This is a genomic window from Conexibacter sp. W3-3-2, from assembly GCF_009707605.1.
In the GTDB taxonomy this organism is placed as follows: domain Bacteria; phylum Actinomycetota; class Thermoleophilia; order Solirubrobacterales; family Solirubrobacteraceae; genus Paraconexibacter; species Paraconexibacter algicola.
In genome coordinates, this window is record NZ_WLYW01000001.1 from 1,999,790 (window position 1) to 2,023,874 (window position 24,085).

The window sequence follows — 24,085 nt, forward strand, 5'->3', positions numbered from 1 at the left end:
GTCCGGTGCCGCCCGACAGCAGGACGCTCAGCGCCACCGAGTTCGCCGAGATCACCGGGGTCTCGCGCGAGCGGCTGCGGACCTGGGAGCGCCGCCACGCCTTCCCCGAGCCGGTGCGGATCGGCCGCGGGGCGCGCCGCTACCTCGTCGACGACGTGCCGCGCGTGGTCGCCGTGCGCCGCTCGGTCGATCGCGGCATTCCGCTCGAGACCGCGGTGTCGGCCGCGCGCACGCAGCCCGCGGCCGGGATCAGCGATGCGGCGCGCAGCGCGCTGGCCGAGCACGCCCCGATCGCGCTCGTCGTCGTGTCCGGCCCGGAGCCGCTGCGGATCGAGGAGGTCAACGCCCTGGTCCGCGCGCGCCCCGGCGCGCCGAGCCCGGGCGACGACCTGCTCGAGCTCGCCCCGTGGTACGCCGACCATCCGGGAGCCGCGACGCTGCGGAGCCTCTTCGCGTCGACCTCGGTGGCGGCGGCGTGCGAGCACCCCGACTGGACCGCCGGGATGGTCGGGACGGCGAACGCGATCGCCTATCGGCTGCCGCAGGAGGCGGGACGCCCGCCGCTGGTGGCGCTCGTCGGGATCGACACGGCACGCGAGCGGCAGCTGCGCCGCGACCTCGACGCGGTCGCGCAGGAGCGCGCGGCGCTGCGCGCGACGCTCGAGCAGCGCGGTCGCTGGTCGGCGGCGACCGACGCGGTCGTGCGCGCGGCGCGGGCGCGCGGCGGGATGCAGGCGCTCGCGGAGGCGGCGGACGGCCTCGTGCGCAACACCGGCGCGCTGGACGCCGCGGTCGCCCCGTACATGACCGGGGCGCTCGTCCTCGGCCGGTCGAGCCGCGGCCGGCTGGGGCCCGGGACGATCACGGTCACCGCCTACGAGGAGCTGGCCGCGGCGCTGCGCGACGGCACCCCGACCTGGCTCGGGGCGGGGGCGGGAGCGGCGGTCGGCGTGCCCCCCGAGCTCGCGGCGCACGTCGTGCCCGTGGTCGCGGCGGGCGAGCCGCTCGGGGCGCTCGTGCTGCTGTTCGACGAGGAGGACGATCTGCAGGACGTGCCCGCCGAGGTGCTCCTCACGATCTCGACCGTCCTCGGGTTCGTGCTCGTGCGCGAGCGCGTCGTCGACCAGCTGCGCGACTGAGGGCCTCGCGCCCCTCGATCGTCGGCATCGTCGCCGCGATCCTCGTGCTGCTCGGCGGCATCCCGACCGGGGTGTACGGCGGACGCGGCCGCCGGGCCTGAGCGTCCGGGGGCGCCGCGACCCGCGGCGCCCCCGGACGACGACGGGCCGCCCAAGGGCGGCCCGCTGTCGTTCCGGTCGCGCGCGTCGTGCGCGCGCGAGGAGCTACTTCTTCAGCTTGTCCTTCACCGAGTCCAGGGCGCCGGAGACGGCGTCCTTCACGTCCTCGGCGGCCTCCTTGACCTTGCCGGTCAGCTCGTCGGCCTTGCCCTCCTGGCGCAGCTCCTCGTCACCGGTGAGGTCGCCAGCGGCCTGCTTGGCCTTGCCCTTGATCTGGTCGGTGGTGCCAGCCATGTCGGTTCCTTTCCAGAGGGGGAAACTACGTACGTGTAGTTCCTACCCGGCGCGACGCGCGCCGAACCCGCGGACGTCGCGCTCGCGCGCCATCTCCGCCGGGGCGTCGAGGCGCTCGCGCATGTCGTTGAGCGAGCGGCGCAGCAGGCGCGAGACGTGCATCTGGGAGACGCCGACGCGGTCGGCGATCTCGCGCTGCGTGAGGCCCTCGAAGAACCGCAGGCGCACGATCTCGCGCTCGCGCTCGGCGAGGGCGCCGAAGCCCTCCATCACGAGCAGGCGGCGGTCGGCCTGCGCGAACTCGACGTCCTCGCCGCCGAGCACGTCCATGGCGGTGCGGTCCTCGCCGAGCGGCTCGTCGAGCGACGCGGCCGAGTAGCTCTGCGCGCCCTGGAGCGCCTCGAGGACGTCCTCCTCGGTGCGCTCGACGGCCTTCGCGAGCTCGGCGATGCTCGGCGCGCGACCGAGCTCCGTCGAGAGGCGCTCGGTGGTCTTCGAGAGCTTGGCGCTGAGCTCCTGGAGGTCGCGCGGGATGCGGACCGACCAGGCGCGGTCACGGAAGTGGCGCTTGATCTCGCCGGCGATCGTGGGAGCGGCGAAGGTCGAGAGGCGCACACCTCGGTCGGGATCGAAGCGGTCGATGGCGTTGATCAGTCCGACGCAGCCGACCTGCACGAGGTCGTCCAGCGGCTCGCCGCGGTCGGCGTAGCGACGCGCGATGTGGCGGACGAGCGGGACCATCCGCTCGACGAGCTCCTGCCGGGCACGGCGGTCACCGAGGTGGTGGTAGCGGTGCAGCAGCTCGGCCTCGGCGGCGGCTGCATCGGTGGAGCTGACGGGTGCGGGTACGTTCTGCATGGTGGTCCTCCCTGATGGGTGGTGCGCGATGACCAGCACTCTGGACCACGTCGGTGCGCCAACAAGGTGGTCAAAGGTGGTCAAGGGAGACCCCGTGCGCCGAAGCTCCGGTTTTCGAAGGTGGACAAGACCGGTCACGCGGACTTCTGACCTTCGATCGGGGCGGATGTCTGATGTCACCGAGGTTTCATCTCGCGCGCGCACGGGAAGGACCGAGCCGTCAGTCACCGAAGACGTCCGCGATACTCGCCCTCCACGAGCGCACGACGTGGCATGAGCGATCCCACCAGACCAGACCTCGAACTCACGCTGCCGGCCCGTCCGGAGAACGTCGCGGTGGTCCGGCACGTCCTCGGTTCGCTGTCCGAGGCGCTCGGCGTCCGGCCCGAGCTGCTCCACGACGTGCGGCTCGCGGTGAGCGAGGCGTGCTCCAACGTCATCGTGCACGCGTACCGCGACGCGGAGGGGCTGCTCGAGCTCACCGCCCGCGCGCTGCCCCGCCGCGAGCTCGAGATCGTCGTGCGCGACCGTGGTCGCGGCATGGGTCCGCGGGCGGACTCGCCCGGGCTCGGGGTCGGCCTGCCGCTGATCGCCGCGCTGAGCTCCGCGGTGGAGATCGGCACCGCGGACGACGGCGCCACCGAGGTCCGCATGACCTTCGCCCTGGACGAGCCCGCCCACGGCGGCGACACGGTGGCCGCGTGACCGGCGCCGAGCCGACGACCCTCGCCGCCCGCCAGCTCGACGGCGTGCGCCTCGACCTCGCGATCGGCCCGCTCCTCGCGCCCGCGCTCGCGCGGACCGTCGGGGCGCTCGCCGCCCGCGCCGACCTCACGCTCGACCGGCTCGACGACGCGGTCCTCGTCGCCGACGCGATCAGCCACGGCGCGACCGCCGAGGCCGTCGACGACCGCCTGCCGATCCGGGTCGAGACCCGTCCGGGCGCGCTGACCCTGCGGATCGGGCCGCTGCGCGACGGCGGCGCCCGCCGCCTGCTGGACGGCGCCGACGACGCCGTTCCCGGCGCCCAGATCATCCAGCGGCTCGCCTCGCGCGCCCGGGTGAGCGGGGGCGGCAGCCGCAACGAGTACCTCGTCGTCGAACTGCTGCAGGAGGGGGACCCCATGAACGACGCCTTCGACTTCCGTGTCGAGACCGAGGAGGCCGCGGACGGCATCTCCGTCCTGGCCGTGTCCGGCGAGGTCGACCTGTTCACCGCACCCGAGCTGAAGGTCGCCGCCCAGCAGGCGCTCGACGCGGGCGCGACCCGCCTTGTCGTAGACCTGACGGCGACCCGCTTCCTCGACTCGACCGCGCTGGGGGTCCTGATCGGCCTCGTCAAGCGCGTCCGACCGCTCGGCGGCGATCTCACGATCGTCAACACGGACCCGACGACCGCCAAGACGTTCACGATCACCGGTCTGGACGAGATCTTCACCGTCGTCGCCACCCGCGACGACGCGATCGCCGCGCTCGCCGGCTGAGCGCGGCCGGGCTCATGCCGCGCCCGGCGGATGCCGACAGGAGGTCGTGATGCCGTACCGCCACGAGACCGTCGTCGTCGTCACCGCCCAGCACCGGATCACCGGCTCGATCACGCTCGCCCGGGACGGCTACCGCAGCCGCGTGTCCGACGTCCTCAACGCGGGCGAGCGGGAGTTCGTGTCGCTGACCGACGCGCTCGTCGAGCGGCTCGACGGCAGCGAGGAGGCGCGTCGGCATCCGTTCGTGACGATCAACCGTCACCAGATCGTCTTCGCGCTGCTGCCGGACGGCGAGGACGACACGCCGCCCGACGCGCCGTAGAGCTACCCTGTCGGGTGACACGCGCCCCACGGGCGCATCCAGGAGAGGTGCCGGAGTGGTTGAACGGGCACGACTGGAAATCGTGTGTGCGTTAACGCGTACCGAGGGTTCGAATCCCTCTCTCTCCGCTCGCCGCCCCGGCCGTGCCCTCAGGCCGCCGCTGCCGGGCGGCCGGCCGCCGCGGCCTCCAGCACCTCGCGCGTGCGACGCTGGCGGTGACGGAACGTCGGGCCCATCAGGCGCCGGACGACGAGCGCGTCCGCGAGCCGTCCGAGACGGCCGAAGGGCAGGGCGTACTCGACGTGGTCGGTGAGCTTCGTGCGGCCGTCCGGCAGCTCCTCGAAGCGGTGCTGGTGGACGAACGTGCGGAACGGCCCGTCGAGCGTCTCGTCGACGAGCAACGTCGGCTCCACGAGCTTCGTCACGCGGACGCGCCAACGCTGCGGGACCGGGAGCGGCAGCACCAGGACCTTCAGGACGACCTCGTCGCCCTCGTCGAGCGGGAACTCCCCCTCGACCCCGAGGATCGGCTGCGCGGGATGCCCGATGACCTTCGCGTTGCGCGTGTCGCGGTGGAACGCGAACACGTCCGCGACCGGCGCGTCGATGATCGTCTCGGCGTGAAAGGTGCCCATGCCCGGTCTACGGCCCGCGGCGCGCCCGCGATCGCGCATCGCACCCCGGATCGTGCGCCGCGCGAACGTCCGCCGCGGCCCGCGGCCCGACGCCATCGACCGGAGCGGCCACCCCAGGCCGTTCTGGGTGATCCGGGGCCCATATCTGGCACTGGGATCACCCAGAAGCGGGCCTGGAGGGCGGCCCGCGGCGGGCGCGGCGCGAGCCGGCGCGAGCGCGGCGTGAACCGGCTCGGGCGCGGGCGAGCCGACGCGGGCGCGAGCGCGGCGTGAACCGGCTCGGGCGCGGGCGAGCCGACGCGGGCGCGGGCGCGGCGCGAGCCGACGCGGGTGCAGCGCCCGGCGAGGTCGCGGCCTGGGCGCGGCGCGAGCCGGCTCGGGCGCGGGCGCGGCGCGAGCCGACGCGGGCGCGGCGCGGGTGCAGCGCCCGGCGCGGGCGCGGCGAGGTCGCGGCCTGGGCGCGGCGCGGGCCGGCGCGCGGAGCAGGGGGCCCGGCGACGCCCACGCTGCGGCCGTTCTGGGTGATCCGTGGCCCGTACATGGCACTCGGATCACCCAGAACTCGCCGGAGTGGGATGCCCGGGACGCTTCGCGGGACCGGTGCGTGGCGTCCGCACCCCGCGCGTCGCGGCCGGCCCGGGCGCGACGGAGCGTCCAGCCCCCGCCCCGGACGCGCGACCGCCGTACGAACCCCGCGCCCAGCGCAGGGGTTCGTACGGCGGTCAGGGCGCCGGGATGCTCAGGCGCCCCGCTCGCACCCCGCGAGACCGGGCCCGGGCCCGCTCAGGCCGGGGCGAGCGCGAGGTCGAGCTCGACGTGCACCTCGCGGCCGACCGCGACGCCGCCGGCCTCGATCGGCGGCGGCCAGGTCAGGCCGACCAGGCGGCGGTCGAGCGTGAACGACGCGCGCACGCCGCGGTCGTTCGGGGCGAGCGTCACGAGCACCGTCGCGGGCCGGCCGCGCACCCACACGGTCGCCGGGACCTGCGCGGCCAGCGGGGCGTCGACGCGGAGCTCGAGCCGCGGGTGCTCGCGCGTCGCGAACAGGAAGCCGCGCAGGTGGGCGTCGCGCGGCGGGTTGCCGGTGCTGATCGAGGCGGCGTCCACGCTGCCACGCGCGGTCAGGTGCCCGTCGGCGACCTCGAGCTCGCCCTCGGGCGCGGCGCCGAAGCGACCGCGGACCGTCTGGACGCGGAAGTGCTTGACCGAGAACGTCGCGGTCGAGCTGCCCGTGACGACGGAGCGTCCCTCGGGGAGCAGCTCGGCGGACGCGCGGCGGGTGGCGGCGGGGGTGCTCATGCCCGGGGTACGGGCGCGGCGCCGCCAGGGGGCACCGCCGGGGCGCCGCCCACGTGGACGGCGCCCCGGCCGGTCACGCCCGGCCCGTCCTGCCCCCGAGGGTCAGGAGGAGCACGTCTTCGGCGCCCTCGCCGATCGCCAGCTGGCCGGCGTCGCGGCGCAGGCGGTCGAGCTCGCAGCCCGCCACATAGGACCGCGACGCGGCGAGCCGCGAGGCGTCCTCGGCGTTCTCGCGCGCGGCGCGGGCGGCCGCGACCTTCGCGGCCGCGCAGAGGTCACGGGCCTCCGGGTCGTCGGCGTCGATCGCCTGGGCGGCCCGGCGGGCGAGCGCGTCGGCGGCCATCAGCCGCGTGCGCATCTCCCCCAGCCGGATGCGGGTGTGGGACTGGTCCAGCAGCGGACCGTCCCCGATCCGCCGGGTCCGGGACTCCTCGAGCGCCAGCTCGACCGCGCGCTCGGCGATGCCCAGGCCCCGGGCGGCGACGTTCACGCGCCCGAGGTTCAGCGCACCGAGCATGACGCGCGCCCCGCGCCCGGGCTCGCCGATGACCTCGGCGGCGGGCGCGTGGTGGTCCCGCAGCCGCCACCAGGCGGACTCGACGCCCCGGTAGCCGGGCTTGTCGATCAGACCGCCCTCCCAGGTCGCCGACCAGCCCGGCTCGCGCGGGATCGCCAGGCACGTCAGGCCCTCGGCGGTGCGCACCAGCGCGAACGGGAGCGTCGCGCTCATGCCGCCCGCGATCCAGCGCTTCTCCCCGCTGAGCAGGAAGCCGCCGTCGGGGTGCGGGGTCGCCGCGAGCGCGAGCTGGGCCAGGTCGCTGCCCGCCTGCGGCTCGGTGATCGAGAAGCTCGCCCGCAGCTGGCGGGACGCGATGCCCGGCAGCCAGCGACGCTGCTGCTCGACGGTGCCGTGGGTCTGGAGGATCGCCCCGGCGAGCGCGTGCGTGTTGACGAGCCCGGTCATGGCGATCCAGCGGCGGGCCAGGCGCCGCCAGGCCTCGAGGGCGCCCTCCGCCCCGATGCCCGCCCCGCCGTGCTCCGGCCCGACGGTGAGCCCGAAGGCCCCCGCGGCGGCGAGCTCGTCGACGACGGCGTCGGGCAGCTGGTCCTCGGCGTCCCAGGTCTCCACGTGCCCGTCGACGGAGCGGACGAGCAGCTGCTCGATGCGCTCCACCGGGGCGGGGACGGTGGACGAGGGACGGACGTCGATCGTGGTCATTCGGTGGCTACTCCAGGAGGCGCCCGGCGACGTCGAGGTCGCCGGCCTTCTCGCGGACGACGGCGTCCGCCTCGGGGATGGCACGGACGTCGACGGTGCCGTCGAGCGTCCAGGTCAGGTTGTGCTGCTGGCCCGGGTCGGTGTCCGGGTGGTCGGCGCGCTGGTGCGCGCCGCGGCTCTCGCGCCGCTCGCGGGCGAGAGCCATGGTCGAGCGCGCCGAGAGGATCAGCGCGCGCAGGTCGAGCAGGTGCGCGAGGTCGTCGTAGCCCGCGAGGTCCGGGGAGACCTGCACGTCGGCGGCCGCCTCCTCGATCCCGTCGAGCTCACGCAGGCCCGCGTCGAGGCCGGCCTCGTCGCGCACGACGCCGCAGCGCTCCCACAGCAGGTCACGGACCGCGCGCTGGAGCGGGCGGGCGAACTCGTTGCCGCGGACGGCGAGCGCGTCGTCGAGCTCCTCGAGCGCCGCGGTCGTCTCGCCGCGGTCACGGGCCGGGCCGGCGCCCTCGAGCGCGCGCTGCGCGGCGTGCTCGCCGACGAGCCGGCCGAACACCACGCACTCGGCGAGGCTGTTGCCGCCGAGCCGGTTGGCGCCGTGCAGGCCGGCGGCCGCCTCGCCGCAGCACCACAGGCCCGGCACGTCCGTCTCGTGCGTGGCCGGGTCCACGAGCACCCCGCCCATGGAGTAGTGGGCGGTCGGGGCGACCTCCATCGGCTGCCGCGTGATGTCCAGCATCGAGAGGTCCAGGAACTGCCGGTACATCCGCGGCAGGCGCTCGCGCACGAGCGCCGGGTCGAGGTGGGTGACGTCGAGCAGCACGCCGCCGCCCGGGGTGCCGCGCCCCTCGAGGATCTCCGTGTAGTTCGCCAGCGCGACGCGGTCACGCGTGGAGAGCTCCTTGCGGACCGGGTCGTAGCGCTCCATGTAGCGCTCGCCCTCGACGTTGCGCAGGATGCCGCCCTCGCCGCGGACGGCCTCGGTCACGAGCGTGCCGGACGCGTACTCGGGATCGACCATGCCGGTCGGATGGAACTGGACGAGCTCCATGTCCTGCAGGCGGGCACCGGCGAGCGCGGCGAGGCGGAACGCGTCGCCGCAGTTCTCGTCGCGACGCGAGGAGGAGCGCCGCCAGGCGCGGGTGTGGCCGCCGGCGGCAAGGACCACCTGGTCGGCGTAGATGACGTGCCGCTCGCCGTCCTCGAGGTCGAACGCGACCGCGCCGAAGACCCCGTCGGGCCCGACGAGCAGGCGGCTGACGTAGAGGCCGTCGACCCAGTCGACCGCGCGCGCCTTGGCGGCGCGCACGAGCGCGTGCTGGATCTCGCGACCCGTGTAGTCCCCCGCGAAGCAGGTCCGCCGCCAGCGGTGCGCGCCGAAGAACCGCTGCGAGAGGCGTCCGTCGTCCTCGCGGTGGAAGCGCGCGCCCCAGCCGGCGAGCTCGTCGACCGCCCGCGGGCTGTGCTCGACGAGCTGCTGCACGATCTCGGGGTGCCCGAGCCAGTAGCCCTCGTGGAGCGTGTCGGCCGCGTGCTGCGCGTCGTCGTCCTGCGGGTCCATCGTGCCGAGCGCGGCGTTGATGCCGCCGGCGGCGAGGACGGTGTGCGCGTCCGTGCGGGCGCGCTTGCCGACGACAAGGACCTGGACCCCCGCGTCCGCGCACGCGATCGCGGTGCGCAGGCCCGCTGCTCCGGCTCCGATGACGAGGACACCTGTTCTGTGCTGCCGCACGACGAACCTCCTGTGGGCTCCGACCCGTTGAAGTTGGTGCCCTGGATACGGGTGCGGGCGCGCGCGACGACCGCCCGTCCGTGTGCCCTGCGTCACACGAGCAGGTGTTCGGGCGCGACGGCGCGCGAGCTGGCGCGTCCCGGCTCGTCCGGGCGCGCCGGCGGGCCGCTCAGGCGCCGTGGCGGCGGCCGCCGGCGAGCGCGGCGACCGCGCCCAGCCCGACGTAGATGCCGCCGGTGAGCAGGTGCCCGCGGCCGGCGAGCACCCCGCCGGACCGCGCGCGCAGGCGCCGCGCCACGCGATCGGCGGCCACGGCGCAGACGACGTTGCTGAGCAGGCCCAGCGCGGCCAGCACGAGGCCGAGCGTCACGACCTGGAGCACGACGGTCCCCCGCTCCGGGTCCAGGAACTGCGGCAGGAACGCGAGGAAGAACAGCGCGACCTTCGGGTTCAGGACGTTGACGACGATGCCGTCGCGGTAGACGCGCCGCAGGGACACCGGGACCGGCGGTGCCGCCTCCCCACCGGTGCCGGCCGACCCCGCGCGCAGGGCCCGCACCCCCAGGAGGACGAGGTAGGCCGCGCCCGCGTAGCGCACCGCGTCGAACGCGGTGGCCGACGAGGCGATCAGCGCCGACAGCCCACCGGCAGCCGCGGCGATGTGGACGAGCGTGCCCGTCTCGACGCCGAGCCCGGAGACGATCCCCGCTCGCCGGTCCTGCGCCACCGCTCGGGTCGCGATGTACAGGTGGTTCGGTCCCGGGATCGCGACGAGCGCGGCCGCGGTCGCCGCGAACAGCAGCAGCGTGTGGAGCGTGGGCACGGGCCCGGGTCAGATCTTCCAGGCGCCGCCGACGAGCACGGGCACGCGGTCGCCGCCGCCGCGCGGCGTGGCGTGCACGTCGACGTCCGGCCCGCCGATCATGAAGTCGATGTGGATCTGCGACTGGTTCAGCCGCGGGTGGTCGGCCTCCCCGGCGGTGAACTGGTACGCGGAGCCGATGGCGATGTGGCTCGCCGCGTTCTCGTCGAGCAGCGTGTCGAAGAAGACCGTGTCGAGCGCGCCGATGCGCCCGTCGCCGTCGACGAGCGCGACCTCGCCGAGCCGCGCGGCGCCCTCGTCTCGGGCGGCGTAGCCGCGCAGGACGTCGGCGTGCTCGTCGGCGTCGATGCGCACGGCGCGGCCGTCACGGAACTCGACCTCGAGGCCGCGGATGATCGAGCCGCCGACGACGAGGGGCTTCGTCGACCGCACGACGCCGTCGACGCGCAGCGGGTCGGGGGCGGTGAAGATCTCCTCGCTGGGGAGGTTCGGCATGTGCGTGATCCCGTCGACGGTCTCGAAGCGCGCCGCCATCCAGGTCGAGGTCGGCAGCAGCCCGACGGTGAGGTCGGTCCCGGGGCCGGTGAAGTGCAGCGCGTCGTAGCCGATGCCGGTCATCCGTGCCGCGGTCGACACGAGCGCGTCGGCGCGCGCGGTCCAGGCGGCGATCGGGTCCTCCTCGTCGAGCCGGCAGACGTGCACGATCTGCTCGCAGAGCTTCGCGTAGGCGGCGACGGGGTCGAGCTCGGGGTGGACGAGCTGCGCCCACTGCGGCGTCGGGCACGGCACCGCGGTCCAGTTCGTCGTGCGCTCGTTGACGACCTGCCCGGACTCCTTCAGGAACGGCAGCGGGTCCTTGCCGACCCGGGCCGGGTCGAGGTCGTCGAGCAGCCCCGGGGCGGACGGGCCGGTGAGCCCGATCCGCGCGCAGCGCTGACGGCCGAGCTCGAGGATCCGCTCCCCGTACCAGGAGGGCACGAACGGCAGCAGCTCCTCGCGCGAGAACTCGACACGGGCCCGCTTGACGTGGAGGTCGAAGTACTGGACGTCCACGAACTTCGCGCCCGCGCGGTACGCGCTCGCCGCCAGCGCCCGGGCGAGGTGCTCCTTCCCGATCTCGGCGCCGATGGCGACGATCTGCTCGGGCTGGACGTTGGCGCCGAAGCCGACGACGAGGTCCGCGAAGCGGGCGAGCGTGGCCTCGTCCATGCCGCCGCTTGCCCCGGGGTGCTGATCCGTGCTCATGGCACGGACGATAGTGCGCTAGGAGGTCCCGACCGGTCGCAGGCCCGCCGGGGAGCGCCGGTCGGCCGCCGGGCGGCGCGGACCCTGCGGGCCCGCGGGCGGCGCGGCGAGCCGCGCCAGGCCCCACGCGAGCGCGACGAGCAGCGCGGCGGCGATGCCGAGCACGACCGCGTACCCGACGCCCCACAGCCAGCCCGACACGCCACCCTTGGCCTCGCGCTGCAGGAACTCCTTCTCGCCCTGGAAGGCGCGGGTGAAGGAGGCCGGGGCGGGCACGGCGGGCGCCGGGATCGCCCTGTCCTCGGGCAGGTAGATCGGCACGGTGGCGAGCTCGCCCCGCGTGTGCAGGCGGATCAGGGTCTTCCAGTCGCCGTGCAGCGGGAGCGGCTCGGTGCTGCGGTAGCGGCCGGGCCCGACCTGCTCGAGGCGGTCGACGTGGAGCTTGGTCCCGCCCTGCCAGGCGGTGACGGTCAGCCAGCGGGCGTCGTCGGCCTTCGACGCGGGACGGATCGTGACCTCGGCCGTGGCCTCGCGCTGCTGGCCGCTGCCCGCGACGTCGGCCAGGCGCACGTCGGCGCTCAGCCCCTGCGGCGTCGAGGTCATGAGGCCGTAGCCGACGACCGCGGCGACGACGAGCCCGCACACGCCGGGCAGGGCGATGCGGCGGATCATCGGGGCGCTCGCGGGTGCCACGCGCGGGGTGTCCTCGCCCTTGGCGATGGCCTGCGGGGCGCGGAGCATGGCGCCGACCCAGCCGCCGAGCGCGCCCGCCGCGATGCCGGTCACGAGCCCGACGGCGAGGGTCTCGGGGAGCATGTCGGCGGGCCACGGCAGCGTCATCCAGACGTGCGTCCAGACCTGCTCGGTGAGCAGGCCGACGGTGCCGACCGCGGCGCCCGCGATCGCACCGAAGCGGACCGGGTCACGGCGGACGGCGACGAGCAGCGCGACGCCCTCGACGACGAGCGCCGAGCCGAGGTACAGCGGGAAGTGCGGGGTGGTCTCGCCCAGGCCGGGGCCGACGATCAGCGCGAGGCCGCCGCGGACGAGGACGAAGTAGAAGACCGCCCACAGCGCGGCGCCGGGGCCGAGGAACACGCGCGCGCTGACGAGCGCGACGCCGGCGGCGACGGTGATGAGCGCGGGCTGGAGGATGAGCGCGAACTGCGGCACGCCGAAGTCGAACTCGGCCTGGAAGGTCGAGAGGCCGACGAGGAAGCCACCGGCGATCCCGAGGAATCGCATGCGCATGAAGAACGCCCACGTCCGGGAGCCCGGGGTGCCGGCGCCGCCCTCGCGCGTGGCGGTCTCCTCACGCTCGAGCGCGCGGGCGCCGCCGCCCTCGACGAGCAGCACGCTCATGCCGACGAGGGTCATGCCCGCGCCGCCGATGAGCATCAGGTGCGTCGGGCCCCAGAGCGTGACGTCCTGGCCGAACAGCCGGTGCCAGACGTCGTCGAGCGGGAAGCCGACGAGGCTGAACGCGGAGCAGCAGATCATCAGCACGCCGCCGAGCGGGGCGTACCAGCCGCGGGTGACGCGGACGGCGCCGCGGCTGGGCCTGCTGCCCTGCGGCGAGAGGACGATCGCGAGGAAGCCGGCGGCGAAGATGCCGAAGAGCCCGGCGAGGATGAAGTAGTGCGCGGGGTTGGCGAGCGGGCCGGCGTCGCGGCCGTCGTCGATGTGCAGCGCGATGTCCCAGTACATGCCGAGGACCGCGACGAGCAGGGCGACGCCCGCGAGCGCGCCGGGGAGGGCGGCCCAGGCGGGCATCCCGCTGGTGCGCTCGGCGACGGCGCCGGCGCGCGCGAGGACCTGGCTGCGGCCGGTGCGGTGGGTGTAGCCCAGCCAGCCGAGGACCGCGGTCGCGACGCCCGCCATCGCGCTGGCGAGCAGGACCTCGCCGATGGCGGCGCCCCCGGCGGGCTCGGCCGCGGCCTGGACGACCGTGGCGAGCGACGTGGTGTGGAAGCTCATGACGCGACTATTACACGATCTGATGTCACATAAACAAGTGGTACGTTCGGTCTGTGAGCGAGTTCACGCAGAGTGGTGAGCTGACGATCGAGCAGCTGGCCGCGGAGGTCGGCATGTCGGTGCGCAACATCCGCGCGCACCAGTCCCGCGGGCTGCTGGACCCGCCCGAGGTCCGCGGCCGCACCGGCTACTACGGGCCCCAGCACGTCGACCGGCTGCGGCTGATCCGCGACATGCAGGCCGACGGGCTGAACCTCGCCGCGATCTCGAAGCTCGTCGGGACCGGCGGCGAGGAGTTCGCCGGCTTCCGCCGCGCGCTCGCGACCCCGTTCGAGACCGCGGGCGCCCAGATCATGGACGGGCCCGAGGTCCGCGCCGCACTCGGCGGCGCCGTCTCGGAGGAGGTCATCGACCGGGCGCAGAAGCTCGGGCTGTTCCGGCCGCTCGGCGACGACCGCTTCGAGGTCACGAGCCCCCGGCTGCTGCGCGCCGCCGAGGAGATCACCGCGATCGGCCTGCCGCACGAGGTCGGCCTCGACGTGCTCGAGAAGCTCGACCGCCACGCGCAGTCGATCGCCAAGATCTTCGTCGAGCTGTTCCTCGAGGAGATCTGGAAGCCGTTCCAGAAGGCCGGGATGCCCCCCGAGGACTGGGCGCGCGTCCGCGACGCCCTCGAGCGGCTGCGGCCGCTCGCGGGCGAGTCGCTGCTGGGCATGTTCGAGCCGGCGATGAGCGAGGCGGTCGAGCGCGCCGCCGACCGCGTCGCCGACAAGCTCGGCCGCGACGCACGCCGGTCCTGAGCCCGGCCGGTCCCCTAGGGTCGGCACATGGAGCTCCACCACGTCCTCGTCTACGACTACGTCGCGGACATCCTCGAGCGCCGCGGCCCGCACCGCGACGCCCACCTCGCCCACGCGGGCGCGGCCCGCGACGCCGGCCGCCTGCTGTCGCTCGGCGCGCTCGGCGACCCGCCCCACGGCGCGCTGGGCGTCTTCGCCCCCGGGGTCACGGTCGAGGAGGTCGAGGCGTTCGCCGCCGAGGACCCGTACGTCCTCGCCGGGCTCGTCACCGCCCGCCGCGTCGAGCCGTGGACCGTCGCCGTCTCCGCCACGGTGGGAGGATGAGCGCCATGTCCGACACCCCCCGCCTGTGGACGTTCAGCACCTCGCCCTTCGCCGGCAAGGTCCGCGTCGCCTTCGCCGAGAAGGGCCTGGAGCTCGAGCTCCACGAGATCCATCCCGCCAGCCGCCCGGCCCGCCTGCGCGAGCTCACGCCGATCGGGCGCGTGCCGGTGCTGGAGGTTCCCGGGGCCCCGCCGATCTTCGAGTCGTCGGTGATCTGTGAGTGGCTCGAGGACACGCACCCGGAGCCGCCCCTGTGGCCCGCCGACCCGGGCCTGCGCGGCTGGGCGCGCGCGTGGGCGAAGTGGATCGACGACCACGCCACCGCGAACTACTTCCTCGGGATGCGCAAGCTCGCGTTCGGCAAGGCGCCCGACGACCCCGAGGACATCACCGAGCAGCTGCACGCGAAGTGCGTCAAGCGGCTCGCGACGCTGGAGCCGGTGCTCGCGCAGCACGACGGCCCCTACCTGTGCGGCGACGCGTTCACGCTCGCCGACGTCGGAGCGATGCCCGTCGCCGCGCGCCTGCCCGCCTGGACGCCGCACCTCGTCGAGGCGGTCGACGCCCTCCCCGCGGTCAGCGCCTGGTTCGCCGCCCTGCGCGACCGGCCCACCGCAGCCGCCCTGGACGCCAAGGGCGACCCGGTCCACCGCGCCGAGCCGACGCCGGCCTGACGCCCGGCGGCGCGCCGGTCGCGAGATCGCGCGACCGGCGCCGCGGGATCGCTCAGGCGACCTCGCGCAGCTCGCCGGTCGCGACGTCGAAGATCGCGCCGCGGACCTCGCCGACGTTCTTCAGGAACGCGCTCTCCTTGATCGTCTGCACCGACTCGCGGACGCTCGCCTCGAGGTCGGTGATCGTGCGCAGGCCCCAGGCGGGACGGCGGCCGGCGTGCTCGCGCATGAGCGCGTCGAACGCCTCGTCGGTGGTCTTCGTCAGGCCGCAGTCGGTGTGCTGGATGACGAGGACGTCGAGGGTGTTGAGGACGTGCTGCGACACGCTGAGGGAGCGGATCGTGTCGTCGGTGACGACGCCGCCCGCGTTGCGGATGATGTGCGCGTCGCCCTCGTCGAGGCCGAGGAGCGAGAAGAGCCGCAGGCGCGCGTCCATGCAGGCGACGACCGCGATCGCCCGACCGGGCTCCGCCGTCTTGTCGGTGGCGTGGTAGCCGTCGGGCGCGTCCTTGTAGCGCGCGGCGTTGTCGAGGAGCTGATCGATGGTGCCCATGGCCCGGAATCGAATCAGATGACGGGCGAGCGGCCCTTGGAGGCCCGATCGGCCGCCTCGCGCAGCTCGTCGCGGAACGCGGGCGCGGCGATCTCGGCGAGCGCGAGACCCCGTTGGTGCACGGTCAGCCCCTCGAGCTCCGCGGCCCCGTGCTCGGTGATGACGACGTCGACCTGGTGGCGGGGCGTGGTGATCACGGCGCCGGGCCCGAACCACGGCACGATCCGCGAGCGCACCTCGCCGCCGACGGTCGTCGTCGACGGCAGGCACAGCAGCGCCCGCTGCGCGAGCGACGTCCCCGGCCCGGCGATGAAGTCCTCCGCACCGCCGATCCCGGAGAACTGCCCGCCGTCGATGGTGTCCGCCACGACCTGCCCGTGGATGTCGACGGCGAGCGCGCCGTTGATCGTGACCATGCCGGCGTTGCGGGCGATGACCTCCGGGGCGTTGACGTGCTCGACCGGGAGGAACGCGACGTCGCGGTTCTCGTGCAGCCAGTCGTAGAGCTCCTGGCTGCCGAACGCGAACGTCGTGACGCTCACGCCGTCCAGATGCCCCTTGCGGTTGGTGACCTTGCCGGCCTCGTGCAGGCGCATGCACCCGTCGGTGAACATCTCCGTGTGCAGGCCGTAGCCGCCGCCCTCGTCCTGGGCGAGCCGCGTGGCGATCGCGCTGGGGATCGAGCCGATGCCGGTCTGCAGCGTCGCGCCGTCGGCGATGAACCGGCGGGCGTGCGCGGCGATCGCCTCGTCGACGTCGCCGGCGGGCGCCTCGGGCAGGGCGATCGGGCCGAGCTCTCCGGCCACGAGGACGTCGATCTCGTCGACGTGCAGGGCGTGCCGGTGCTCGGGCGGGGCGCCGAACGTGCGCGGGAAGCGGTCGCTCGTCTCGACGACGAGCAGCCGGTCGGGGTCCGCGCCGGCGGCGCGCAGTGCGGCGATCGTGCCGCCCGCGTGCAGCGACAGGCTGCACCAGCCGTCGGCGTCCGGCGGGGAGGCGGCGGTGACCATGACGCGCGGCGGGGACTTCTCCAGCAGGGGCGCGAAGCGGCGGAAGTCCGCGGGCGCGAACGAGATGTTGGCCCCCTGGTCGCGCAGCGCCCGCTCGAACGGGCCGAAGAATCCCGAGAGGTAGTGGACGCCGGGCCGCGAGAACAGCTCGGTGCCGACCGCGAGCAGCGCCCCCGCGACACGCAGGTCCTCCCAGTCGGTCCGCTGTCCCAGCGCGGCGAGCAGCGACGGCGGCTGGCCGGGGCCGAGCGGGATGCCCAGCGTGTCGCGGGTCTGCAGCAGGGCGGCGGCGTCGGCGGGCGTGACGGGAGTGGGCGGCATCCCCCTCGACGCTATACGGTGCCGCCCACCATGCAGAAGATCGCCATCGAGCACGACTTCACGGTGCCGGTGGAGCGCGCCTACGCGTTCCTGTCCGAGCACGAGAACCTCTCCACCCTCTTCCCGGCGAAGGTCACCCGCGTCAAGGACGGCGACGACGGCACCCGCAACGGCGTCGGGTCGGTCCGCAAGCTGCAGATCGCGATCCTCCCGCCGTTCGAGGAGACGAACACCAAGGTCGTGGAGAACGAGCTCGTCGAGTACCGGATCACCAAGGGGTCGCCGCTGCGCGACCACCAGGGCCGGATGACGTTCAGCGCCCGTCCCGACGGCGGCAGCCACCTGCGCTACGAGATCGAGTTCCGCGCCGTCGTGCCGGGCCTCGACGCGATCGTCGCGAAGGCCCTCAAGCGCGACATCGCCAAGGGGCTGGCGAAGGTCGACCACCTCGCCTGAGTGCCGTGGGAGCCCGCCGCACGCTGCTGACCGCGCTGGGCGGCGCCGCCGGGACGGCGGTCGCCTGGGAGCTGCAGCGCCGCCGTGACGGCGCGCGCGTGGCGCGCGACCCCGAGCACGAGCTCCTGCACCGGCCGCTGCACGGCCGCGCGCAGGAGGTGGTCTCGCAGGACGGCACGACCCTCCACGTCGAGGAGTTCGGTCCGGGGGATGGGCCGACGCTCGTGCTCGCGCACGGCTGGACCTGCCAGATCCGCTTCTGGACCCGCCAGATCCAGGCGCTCTCGCCGGACATCCGCGTCGTGGCCTACGACCAGCGCGGCCACGGCCGCAGCGGCCGCGCGGCCGACGACGAGTACGGGATCGAGCGGTTCGGCCACGACCTCGCCGCGGTGCTCGAGGCGACCGTTCCGGAGGGTCGGCGTGCGGTCGTCGCCGGGCACTCGCTCGGCGGGATGAGCATCGTCTCCTACGCGGGGCTCCACATGGGCGAGGTCCGCGATCGGCTCGCGGCCGCGGCGCTCGTGAACACCGGGATGGGCGACCTGATCCAGAAGGCCCTGATCCTGCCGGTGAGGACGCCGCTGGCGAAGGTCGAGCAGCTCGTCGGCTCCGCGGCGCTCAGCGCGCCGCTGCCGCTGCCCGCCGGCCCGACGCCGCTCGCCCACCGGGTCGTGAAGTACGTGGCCCTCTCGCCGGACGCGACCCCCGCCCAGGTCGCCTTCAGCGAGGAGCTCGTCGTCGACTGCCGGCCCGACGTGCGCGGTGCCGTCGGCGGGGCGCTGACGCGACTGGACCTCCATGCCGCCGTCGCGCGGCTCGACGTGCCGACGCTGGTGATCTGCGGGGAGCGCGACAAGCTCACGCCGCCCGAGCACGCCGAGCGGCTGCACGCGGAGCTGCCGCGCCCGCTGGGGCTGCTGCGGCTCCCCGGCGGTCACATGGGTCCGCTCGAGCACGCCGACCGCGTCTCGGCCGCGTTGCGGCGGCTCGTCGGCGACAGCCGGTAGCCGCTCCTCGCGCGGCGCTAGTCGCGGCCGATCGACTGCAGCAGCGTGCGGGTGAAGTCGACGATCCGGTCCGGATCGTTGGCCTGCGGGTCCTCGAGCACCAGCCGGGCGGTGTCCTCCAGGACGGTGATGAGCAGCCGCGTGAACAGCGTCGGGTCGAGGCCCCTCGGCCCGCCGCGCTGCTCGAGCCCCCAGGCGATGACCGGGACGATCAGGCCGCTGACCGCGTCCTTGGCCCGCTGGATGACGCCCCGCAGCTCGGCGGGCGCGCCGTCGATCGGCAGCAGCGCGAGCCGCCAGGTGATGGGGTCGTCGTGCACGCCGCGCAGGAAGCCGTGCAGGGCCTCAAGCAGCAGCGCGTCGGGGTCCTCCCCGACGGGCGCGTCGGGAACCACCCGGCGGATGCCCTGCAGCGCCCGGTTCTCGGTCCGCGCGATGAGCGCGTGCTGCATGCCCTCGAGGTTGCCGAAGTGCGCGTACACGACGGTGCGCGCGATGCCCGCCTCGCGGGCGATCCGGTCGATCGACGCCGCGCCGTAGCCCTCGGACAGGACGAGGTCGGCGAGCACGTCGAGCAGCTGCTCGCGGCGCTCGTCGGCGGACATCCTCCTCGTCGGTCGTGCGGCCACGGACACAGTGTCGCGCACGGCGTGGACGCCGCGGACGCGCCAGGGTCAGCCGATGACGATCTCGCAGTTGCGGGTGACGTCGCGCGAGTCCTTCTCGACGCGGTCGCGGCCCGGCCCGCAGTCGATGACGTCGCGGCTGCCGCCGACGGCGCGGATCGTGTCGTCGCCGCGCCCGCCGAGGATCCGGTCGACGCCGAATCCGCCGTTGAGGGTGTCGTCGCCGTCACCGCCGACGAGGGTGTCCTCCCCGCGGCCGCCCTCGAGCTCGTCGTTGCCGGGCCCGCCGACGAGGCGGTCGTTCCCGGTGCGGCCGAACAGGGAGTCGGCGCCGCTGTCCCCGTAGAGCTTGTCGCTGCCGCCGGCGCCCTCGAGGAAGTCGTCGCCGCCACGGCCGCGGATCGTGTTGGCGCGGTCGGTGCCGACGATCCGCTCGGCGATGCCGCGCCCGGGGCAGCGCTGGCGGCGCAGCTGGCAGTTGGGGAGCGTCTCGTACTCGAGCGCCTTGCGGACGAGCTCGTCGTCCCACGGGACACCGGCCGCGACGAAGCGGTCGCGGAAGTCGGTGAAGCGCGGGACGCGGGCGCCCGCGTCGCGGACGGTGAAGGTCTCGCAGCCGGCGAACCCGACGGTGCGGGGCAGCCGGTTGGCGGCGCGGCGACGGGCCGCGTCGGGCGTGAGGACGACGACGTCGGCGCCGTCGCCGCAGTCGGCGACCTGGACGGACCCGCCGACGTGCAGGACGTCGTTCCCCGGTCCGCCCTCGAGCGTCGCGGACTCCCGGTCGCCGGAGACCCAGAGCGTGTCGTCGCCGTTGCCGCCGACGAGTCGGCCCGAGCCGGTGTCGACGAGCAGGTCGTCGCCGTCGCCGCCCACCGCCGCCCGGCCGCGGAACTGGCCGCTACCGGCGAACAGCGCGTCGTTGCCGGGCCCGCCGTCGAGGCCGTCGTTCCCGGTGCCGCCGCTGAGCAGGTCGTTGCCGGGCCCGCCCTCCAGCCGCGCGTCCTTGCCCGCGTTGCCGATGAGGACGTCGTCGCCCTCGCCGCCGTCGAGGAGCTTGTCGTCGCCGAAGCGGGACTCGCCGAGGAAGTCGTTGCCGGCCTGGCCGCGCAGCGTGTCGTCGCCGTCGTAGCCGTCGAGGCGGTCGTTGCCCGGCCCGCCCTCGAGCGTGTCGTTGCCGGTGAAGCCGTAGAGGACGTCGTCGCCGTCCTCGCCGCGCAGCAGGTCGTTGCCGGAGCCGCCGTCGAGGTCGTCGTTCCCCGGCCCGCCGAACAGCCGGTCGGCGGCGGTCCCCCCGCTCAGCAGGTCGTTGCCGCCGAGGCCGAACAGGGTGTCGGCCGAGCCGCGGCCGCGGAGCGTGTCGTTCTGCTCGGTGCCACGCAGGGTGTCGGCGAGGCGGCCGCCGTCGCGGGTGGCGGCGAGCGCGGGGACGGCGGCGGCGAGCCCGGTGACGGTGAGCAGCAGGGCGACGGGGCGGGAGCGGATCTGGACCATGCCCGCTTCAACACCCCGGCGGCCCGGAGTTGCGGCGCGCGCCGCCGATCTCGCGTCAGCGGCGTCGCAGCGGGTCGGCCGGGTCGCGCTCGTCGACGCCGTGGGGCGAGCCGTAGTCGGCGAGCAGGTCGAGGAACGGCTGTGCCTCGAACGCCTCCGGCCCGAGCACCCCGGCGCCGCTCCAGACGCCTTCGGCGAGCAGCTCGAGCGCGACGACCGGGTTGATCGCGGTCTGCCAGACGACCGCCTGGCAGCCGTCCTCGCGCATCGTGCGCTCGTTGTCGACCACGTGGTAGAGGTAGGTGGCGCGCGGCTGCCCGTCCTTACCGGTGCCGGTGACGATCGTGCCCGCGCAGGTGCGGCCGGTCATCTTGTCGCCGAGCGTCGCCGGGTCCGGGAGGGCGGCGGCGACGACGTCGCGCGGGGAGACCAGCTGCCCCCGCACGTCGATCGGCGTCGTGCCGTCGAGGCCGAGCAGGTTCAGGGTGCGCAGGACGCCGATGAACTCCTCCCCGAGGCCGTACTTGAACGTCACGCGGTTGCAGTCGACCCATCGCGGGATCAGCACGACCTCCTCGTGCTCGACGTTCACGCACTCGACCGGGCCGATGCCCTCGGGGAACTCGAAGACCTCGGGCTCGCTGAACGGCTCGGTCACGTAGAAGCCGCGCTCCTTCTCCCAGATCAGCGGCGGGTTCAGGCACTCCTCGATCGTCGTCCAGATCGAGAACGTCGGGGCGAAGGCGTAGCCGGCGACCTCGAGGTCTGCGCCGTCGCGGACCCCGATCTCGTCGATCGCCGAGAACATCGTGTCGGCGGCGTGACGGGCGAACACGTCGCTGGCGCCCGGCTCGACCCCGATCCCGACGAGCGCGAGCTGCCCGTCGGCCTCCCACGCGTCGTGCTCGGCGAACTGGGCGTCGCCGAGCATCACGCCGGTCCGGGCGTACGGCTCCTCGGGGTGGCGCTCGGAGAGCGTCATCGCCATGTCGAGGTAGGTCACGCCGGCGCGCGCGCGGCGGCGAAGATCGGCGGGTTGAGCCGCGGGTCGCACGCGTTGAGGACGTGCGTGGCGCGGTGCTCCTCGATGACCGCGACGATCGCGTCCGCGTCGGAGGCGTCGCACGCGACACCGCTGATGCGGTCGTCCCCGGTGCGGGCGGCGGCGGCCCGGGCGCGGTCGGCGTCGAGGTCACCGAGGACGAGTGTCTGGAAGAACGAGCGGTGTCGGGCGATGGAGGCGACCGCGGCACCGACGCCGCCGGAGCCCACGACCAGGATGCGCATGTCGGGCATGGCCGCGACCCTGGCCGCTGGACGCACCGCCGTCAAGGGCGGTCACTCCTCGGTGGCGAACCAGCGGTGCGCCTCGTGGACGACGCGGCGCTCGTCCTCCAGGCGCCACAGCGTCGGGGCGAGCACGCGGGCGGCGATGCCGGTGGCGGCGGCGAGCTGCTCGAGCGTCGCCCCCGGCTCGTCGACGAGCGCCTGCAGGACGGTGCGGTCCCGGGCGGGACGGCCGTACGGGGACTCCGCGTCGGTGGGGACGGTCATCGTCCCGGGTACGACGGGCGCCCGCGCGGGGCGCACCGCGGACGCGTCAGGCGGCGCTCGCGTCGCCGAACCGCTTGCGGTTGCGCTCGACGGCCTTCTGGCGCTCGACCTCGCGGTCCTTCGGCGGCGCCGAGGTGACGAGGCGCTCGAGCAGCTCGTGCGAGGCGGCGGTCACGGCGGCGACCGCGGCGTCGAACGCCTCCTGGTTGGCCTGCGAGGGCTTGGTCGAGCCGCTGATCTTGCGCACGTACTGCAGCGCGGCGGCGTGCACCTCGTCGGCGGTGGCCGGCGGCTCGAAGTTGTGGAGCGTCCGGATGTTGCGGCACATGCGACGACCGTAACGGGATGTGCCGGCGCCCGCCAGGGGCACCGCAAGGACGCCCACCGGAACGCACGTCCCGTTGCAGCCCGTGCCGTGCGGCACGCCCGCGGACGGACGTCCGGTAGAACCTGACCGGTGGCCGCCCCTGCCCCACGTCGCCCCCGCGTCCCGGTTCCGCTGCTCGTCCTCGCGCTGCCGGTCGCCGTCGTCCTGATCGCCGTCCTCGGCCTGCGCGTCGCCTACGCCGACCGGGCCCTGCCGGGCACCGAGCTCGCGGGCGCGTCGGTCAGCGGCAAGACCGAGGACGAGATCCGCACCGAGCTCGAGCAGTTCGCCACCCGCACGATCGTCGTCCGGGCCGGCGACCGCCGGCTGCGCGTCGACCCCGTCGAGGCGGGCTACGCGGCGAACATCGAGGCCACGCTCGACCGCGTCATGGACGCTGGTCGCGACGGGGCCCTCGGCGGCCTGCTGTCCACGGTCGGCGGGATCACCGGTCGCCACGAGGTCCTGATCGACACGCGGATCGACACCACCCGCCTCGACCGCACCGTCACGCGGATCGCGCAGAGCGTCGACCGCGAGGCCTTCCCGGGGGCGCTCGACGTCGACGCCGAGCTCCTCGAGGTCGGCGCGCGCCCGCCGCGCAGCGGCCGCGAGATCGACCGCGACGACCTCCGCCAGCGGCTGCTGCGCGCGCTGCAGACCGGCCGCCGCGACGTGCGCGCGTCGGTGCAGACCACGCGCGTCGCGTCGCGCGCCGACGTCGAGCGCGTCGCCCAGGAGGCCCAGGACTACCTCGACGCCCCCCGTCCGCGTGACCGGGATCGGCGAGCCGCTCACGCTCGAGGCCTCGAAGGTCGCGCCGATCCTGCGCCTGTCGACCGCCGGGGACGACGGCACCGTCAGCCTCGGCACCAGCGCCGCGGAGACCGAGAAGCTCGTCGCGTCGATCGCCGCCCGCCGCGACCGCAAGGCCCGCGACGCCGAGCTCTCCGCCCCGGGCCGCTCGACGATCGTCGACGGCAAGGGCGACGTGACCTGGCGCCCGAAGCGCGCCGACGTGCGGGTCGTCCGCGACGGCCGCAGCGGCCGCGTCGTGCAGCGCGAGCGCAGCGCCGAGCGCGTCACCGCCGCGGTCCGCGCGGGCGAGCACGACATCGCGCTGGCCACCACCGAGACGAAGCCCGCCGTCGGGGCCGACGCCGCCCGCGGGCTCGACCGCCTGATCGGCACGTTCACCACCCGCTACGAGCCGGGACAGCCGCGCGTGACGAACATCCGCCGGATCGCCCGGACGGTCGACGGGACGCTCGTCGCCCCGGGCGCGACGTTCTCGCTCAACGGCCGGGTCGGGCAGCGCACCGAGGCCGACGGCTACGTGGAGGCCCCCTTCATCGCCGACGGCAAGATCGTGCCGTCGGTCGGCGGCGGCGTCTCGCAGTTCTCCACCACGCTCTACAACGCCGCCTACTTCGCCGGGCTGCGCCTCGACGCGCACATGCCCCACAGCCTCTACATCGCGCGCTATCCCCCCGGCCGGGAGGCGACGCTGAACTTCCCCGACATCGACCTGCGGTGGACCAACGACACCGACGCCCCGGTGCTCATCCGCACGTTCACCGACGAGACGTCGGTGACGGTCAGCCTCTACGGGGACAACGGCGGCCGTCGCGTGTCCGCGGACACCGGGGCGCGCCGCCCCGTCGCGGGCGGCGACTTCGCGATCACCGTCACCCGCGTGGTGCGGTACGCGGACGGGCGCGAGGTCCGCCAGCCGTACACCACGACCTACGACCAGCCCGCCGAGGGCGAGTGACC

25 protein-coding genes, 1 tRNA gene and 2 pseudogenes are annotated in these 24,085 nt (G+C 74.9%); 12 read left to right on the forward strand and 16 right to left on the reverse strand.

Features of this window, described 5'->3' with window-relative positions:
- Positions 1-5: 5 nt before the first annotated feature.
- Positions 6-1,139 carry a helix-turn-helix domain-containing protein gene (locus GKE82_RS09825; protein ID WP_154733156.1) on the forward strand — a complete coding sequence of 378 codons (1,134 nt, stop codon included), beginning with the start codon at positions 6-8 and terminating at the stop codon, positions 1,137-1,139.
- A 204-nt stretch (positions 1,140-1,343) separates the two neighbouring features.
- Here GKE82_RS09825 and GKE82_RS09830 read toward each other — a convergent pair whose 3' ends face one another.
- A complete protein-coding gene (locus GKE82_RS09830; protein ID WP_107566760.1) occupies positions 1,344-1,532 on the reverse strand; it encodes a CsbD family protein in 189 nt (62 codons plus the stop codon).
- Between the two features lie 42 nt (positions 1,533-1,574).
- Entirely contained in the window at positions 1,575-2,390 is an 816-nt protein-coding gene (locus tag GKE82_RS09835) for a SigB/SigF/SigG family RNA polymerase sigma factor (protein WP_154733157.1), read from the reverse strand.
- A gap of 273 nt (positions 2,391-2,663) precedes the next feature.
- On the opposite strand from GKE82_RS09835, the gene GKE82_RS09840 reads away from it, so the two are divergent.
- The 4 genes from GKE82_RS09840 to GKE82_RS09855 all read left to right on the forward strand — a co-directional run bounded on the left by GKE82_RS09840 (position 2,664) and on the right by GKE82_RS09855 (position 4,324).
- Positions 2,664-3,095, forward strand: coding sequence for an ATP-binding protein (locus GKE82_RS09840; RefSeq protein WP_154733158.1), 432 nt, complete (start codon positions 2,664-2,666; stop codon positions 3,093-3,095).
- Positions 3,092-3,874 (forward strand): STAS domain-containing protein, encoded by a 783-nt coding sequence (locus GKE82_RS30670; protein ID WP_309233523.1) that lies wholly within the window; start codon positions 3,092-3,094, stop codon positions 3,872-3,874. Before GKE82_RS09840 ends, GKE82_RS30670 begins: the two co-directional genes overlap by 4 nt.
- Positions 3,875-3,923: 49 nt before the next feature.
- A complete protein-coding gene (locus GKE82_RS09850; RefSeq protein WP_107566765.1) occupies positions 3,924-4,196 on the forward strand; it encodes a hypothetical protein in 273 nt (90 codons plus the stop codon).
- A 41-nt stretch (positions 4,197-4,237) separates the two neighbouring features.
- A tRNA-Ser gene (locus tag GKE82_RS09855) sits at positions 4,238-4,324 on the forward strand.
- Positions 4,325-4,345: 21 nt separating this feature from the next.
- Here the strand turns inward: GKE82_RS09855 and GKE82_RS09860 are convergent.
- The 7 genes from GKE82_RS09860 to GKE82_RS09890 form a co-directional block, all read right to left on the reverse strand.
- On the reverse strand, positions 4,346-4,831 hold the full coding sequence (locus GKE82_RS09860; RefSeq protein ID WP_154733159.1) for an SRPBCC family protein: 486 nt from the start codon (positions 4,829-4,831) through the stop codon (positions 4,346-4,348).
- A gap of 783 nt (positions 4,832-5,614) precedes the next feature.
- A complete protein-coding gene (locus tag GKE82_RS09865) occupies positions 5,615-6,130 on the reverse strand; it encodes a YceI family protein (protein WP_154733160.1) in 516 nt (171 codons plus the stop codon).
- 73 nt (positions 6,131-6,203) lie between these two features.
- On the reverse strand, positions 6,204-7,349 hold the full coding sequence (locus tag GKE82_RS09870; RefSeq protein WP_154733161.1) for an acyl-CoA dehydrogenase family protein: 1,146 nt from the start codon (positions 7,347-7,349) through the stop codon (positions 6,204-6,206).
- A 7-nt stretch (positions 7,350-7,356) separates the two neighbouring features.
- Positions 7,357-9,075 (reverse strand): FAD-binding protein, encoded by a 1,719-nt coding sequence (locus GKE82_RS30675; RefSeq protein WP_309233524.1) that lies wholly within the window; start codon positions 9,073-9,075, stop codon positions 7,357-7,359.
- 169 nt (positions 9,076-9,244) lie between these two features.
- Positions 9,245-9,898 (reverse strand): LysE family translocator, encoded by a 654-nt coding sequence (locus GKE82_RS09880; RefSeq protein WP_309233525.1) that lies wholly within the window; start codon positions 9,896-9,898, stop codon positions 9,245-9,247.
- A 9-nt stretch (positions 9,899-9,907) separates the two neighbouring features.
- Positions 9,908-11,143, reverse strand: coding sequence for an aminopeptidase (locus tag GKE82_RS09885; protein ID WP_230316137.1), 1,236 nt, complete (start codon positions 11,141-11,143; stop codon positions 9,908-9,910).
- A gap of 18 nt (positions 11,144-11,161) precedes the next feature.
- The gene (locus tag GKE82_RS09890; protein ID WP_154733162.1) at positions 11,162-13,120 is read right to left on the reverse strand and encodes a hypothetical protein; all 1,959 of its coding nucleotides are present in this window, start codon (positions 13,118-13,120) and stop codon (positions 11,162-11,164) included.
- Positions 13,121-13,173: 53 nt separating this feature from the next.
- On the opposite strand from GKE82_RS09890, the gene GKE82_RS09895 reads away from it, so the two are divergent.
- Genes GKE82_RS09895 through GKE82_RS09905 form a run of 3 tightly spaced genes read left to right on the forward strand, consistent with a single transcriptional unit; the run spans position 13,174 to position 14,918 of the window.
- Positions 13,174-13,920 carry a MerR family transcriptional regulator gene (locus GKE82_RS09895; protein WP_107566772.1) on the forward strand — a complete coding sequence of 249 codons (747 nt, stop codon included), beginning with the start codon at positions 13,174-13,176 and terminating at the stop codon, positions 13,918-13,920.
- Positions 13,921-13,947: 27 nt separating this feature from the next.
- The gene (locus GKE82_RS09900) at positions 13,948-14,244 is read left to right on the forward strand and encodes a YciI family protein (RefSeq protein ID WP_107566773.1); all 297 of its coding nucleotides are present in this window, start codon (positions 13,948-13,950) and stop codon (positions 14,242-14,244) included.
- Between the two features lie 5 nt (positions 14,245-14,249).
- Positions 14,250-14,918, forward strand: coding sequence for a glutathione S-transferase family protein (locus GKE82_RS09905; RefSeq protein WP_196189147.1), 669 nt, complete (start codon positions 14,250-14,252; stop codon positions 14,916-14,918).
- Positions 14,919-14,970: 52 nt separating this feature from the next.
- Here GKE82_RS09905 and GKE82_RS09910 read toward each other — a convergent pair whose 3' ends face one another.
- Positions 14,971-15,471, reverse strand: a complete 501-nt coding sequence (locus GKE82_RS09910) for a carbonic anhydrase (RefSeq protein WP_107566775.1) — start codon at positions 15,469-15,471, stop codon at positions 14,971-14,973.
- A gap of 14 nt (positions 15,472-15,485) precedes the next feature.
- Positions 15,486-16,802, reverse strand: coding sequence for an acetyl-CoA hydrolase/transferase family protein (locus tag GKE82_RS09915; RefSeq protein WP_154733164.1), 1,317 nt, complete (start codon positions 16,800-16,802; stop codon positions 15,486-15,488).
- 30 nt (positions 16,803-16,832) lie between these two features.
- Here GKE82_RS09915 and GKE82_RS09920 point away from each other — a divergent pair, with 30 nt between their 5' ends.
- Positions 16,833-17,258, forward strand: a complete 426-nt coding sequence (locus tag GKE82_RS09920; RefSeq protein WP_154733165.1) for an SRPBCC family protein — start codon at positions 16,833-16,835, stop codon at positions 17,256-17,258.
- A gap of 5 nt (positions 17,259-17,263) precedes the next feature.
- Positions 17,264-18,268 (forward strand): alpha/beta fold hydrolase, encoded by a 1,005-nt coding sequence (locus GKE82_RS09925; protein WP_154733166.1) that lies wholly within the window; start codon positions 17,264-17,266, stop codon positions 18,266-18,268.
- 17 nt (positions 18,269-18,285) lie between these two features.
- Here GKE82_RS09925 and GKE82_RS09930 read toward each other — a convergent pair whose 3' ends face one another.
- From GKE82_RS09930 to GKE82_RS31355, 5 genes and pseudogenes are all read right to left on the reverse strand, one after another.
- Positions 18,286-18,897: a TetR/AcrR family transcriptional regulator gene (locus tag GKE82_RS09930; protein WP_154733167.1), complete on the reverse strand. Its 612-nt coding sequence runs from the start codon at positions 18,895-18,897 to the stop codon at positions 18,286-18,288.
- A 45-nt stretch (positions 18,898-18,942) separates the two neighbouring features.
- Complete coding sequence (locus GKE82_RS09935; RefSeq protein WP_107566780.1) at positions 18,943-20,388, reverse strand: calcium-binding protein; 1,446 nt, start codon at positions 20,386-20,388, stop codon at positions 18,943-18,945.
- A gap of 55 nt (positions 20,389-20,443) precedes the next feature.
- Positions 20,444-21,675, reverse strand: a pseudogene (locus GKE82_RS28250) (saccharopine dehydrogenase family protein).
- A 51-nt stretch (positions 21,676-21,726) separates the two neighbouring features.
- Positions 21,727-21,942 carry a hypothetical protein gene (locus GKE82_RS09945; RefSeq protein WP_154733168.1) on the reverse strand — a complete coding sequence of 72 codons (216 nt, stop codon included), beginning with the start codon at positions 21,940-21,942 and terminating at the stop codon, positions 21,727-21,729.
- Positions 21,943-21,988: 46 nt separating this feature from the next.
- The gene (locus GKE82_RS31355) at positions 21,989-22,270 is read right to left on the reverse strand and encodes a DUF2277 domain-containing protein (RefSeq protein WP_107566782.1); all 282 of its coding nucleotides are present in this window, start codon (positions 22,268-22,270) and stop codon (positions 21,989-21,991) included.
- 429 nt (positions 22,271-22,699) lie between these two features.
- On the opposite strand from GKE82_RS31355, the pseudogene GKE82_RS31360 reads away from it, so the two are divergent.
- A pseudogene (locus GKE82_RS31360) lies at positions 22,700-22,927 on the forward strand (hypothetical protein); the annotation flags it as partial.
- Positions 22,928-23,081: 154 nt separating this feature from the next.
- Positions 23,082-24,083: a VanW family protein gene (locus GKE82_RS30685; RefSeq protein ID WP_154733169.1), complete on the forward strand. Its 1,002-nt coding sequence runs from the start codon at positions 23,082-23,084 to the stop codon at positions 24,081-24,083.
- Positions 24,084-24,085 lie beyond the last annotated feature (2 nt).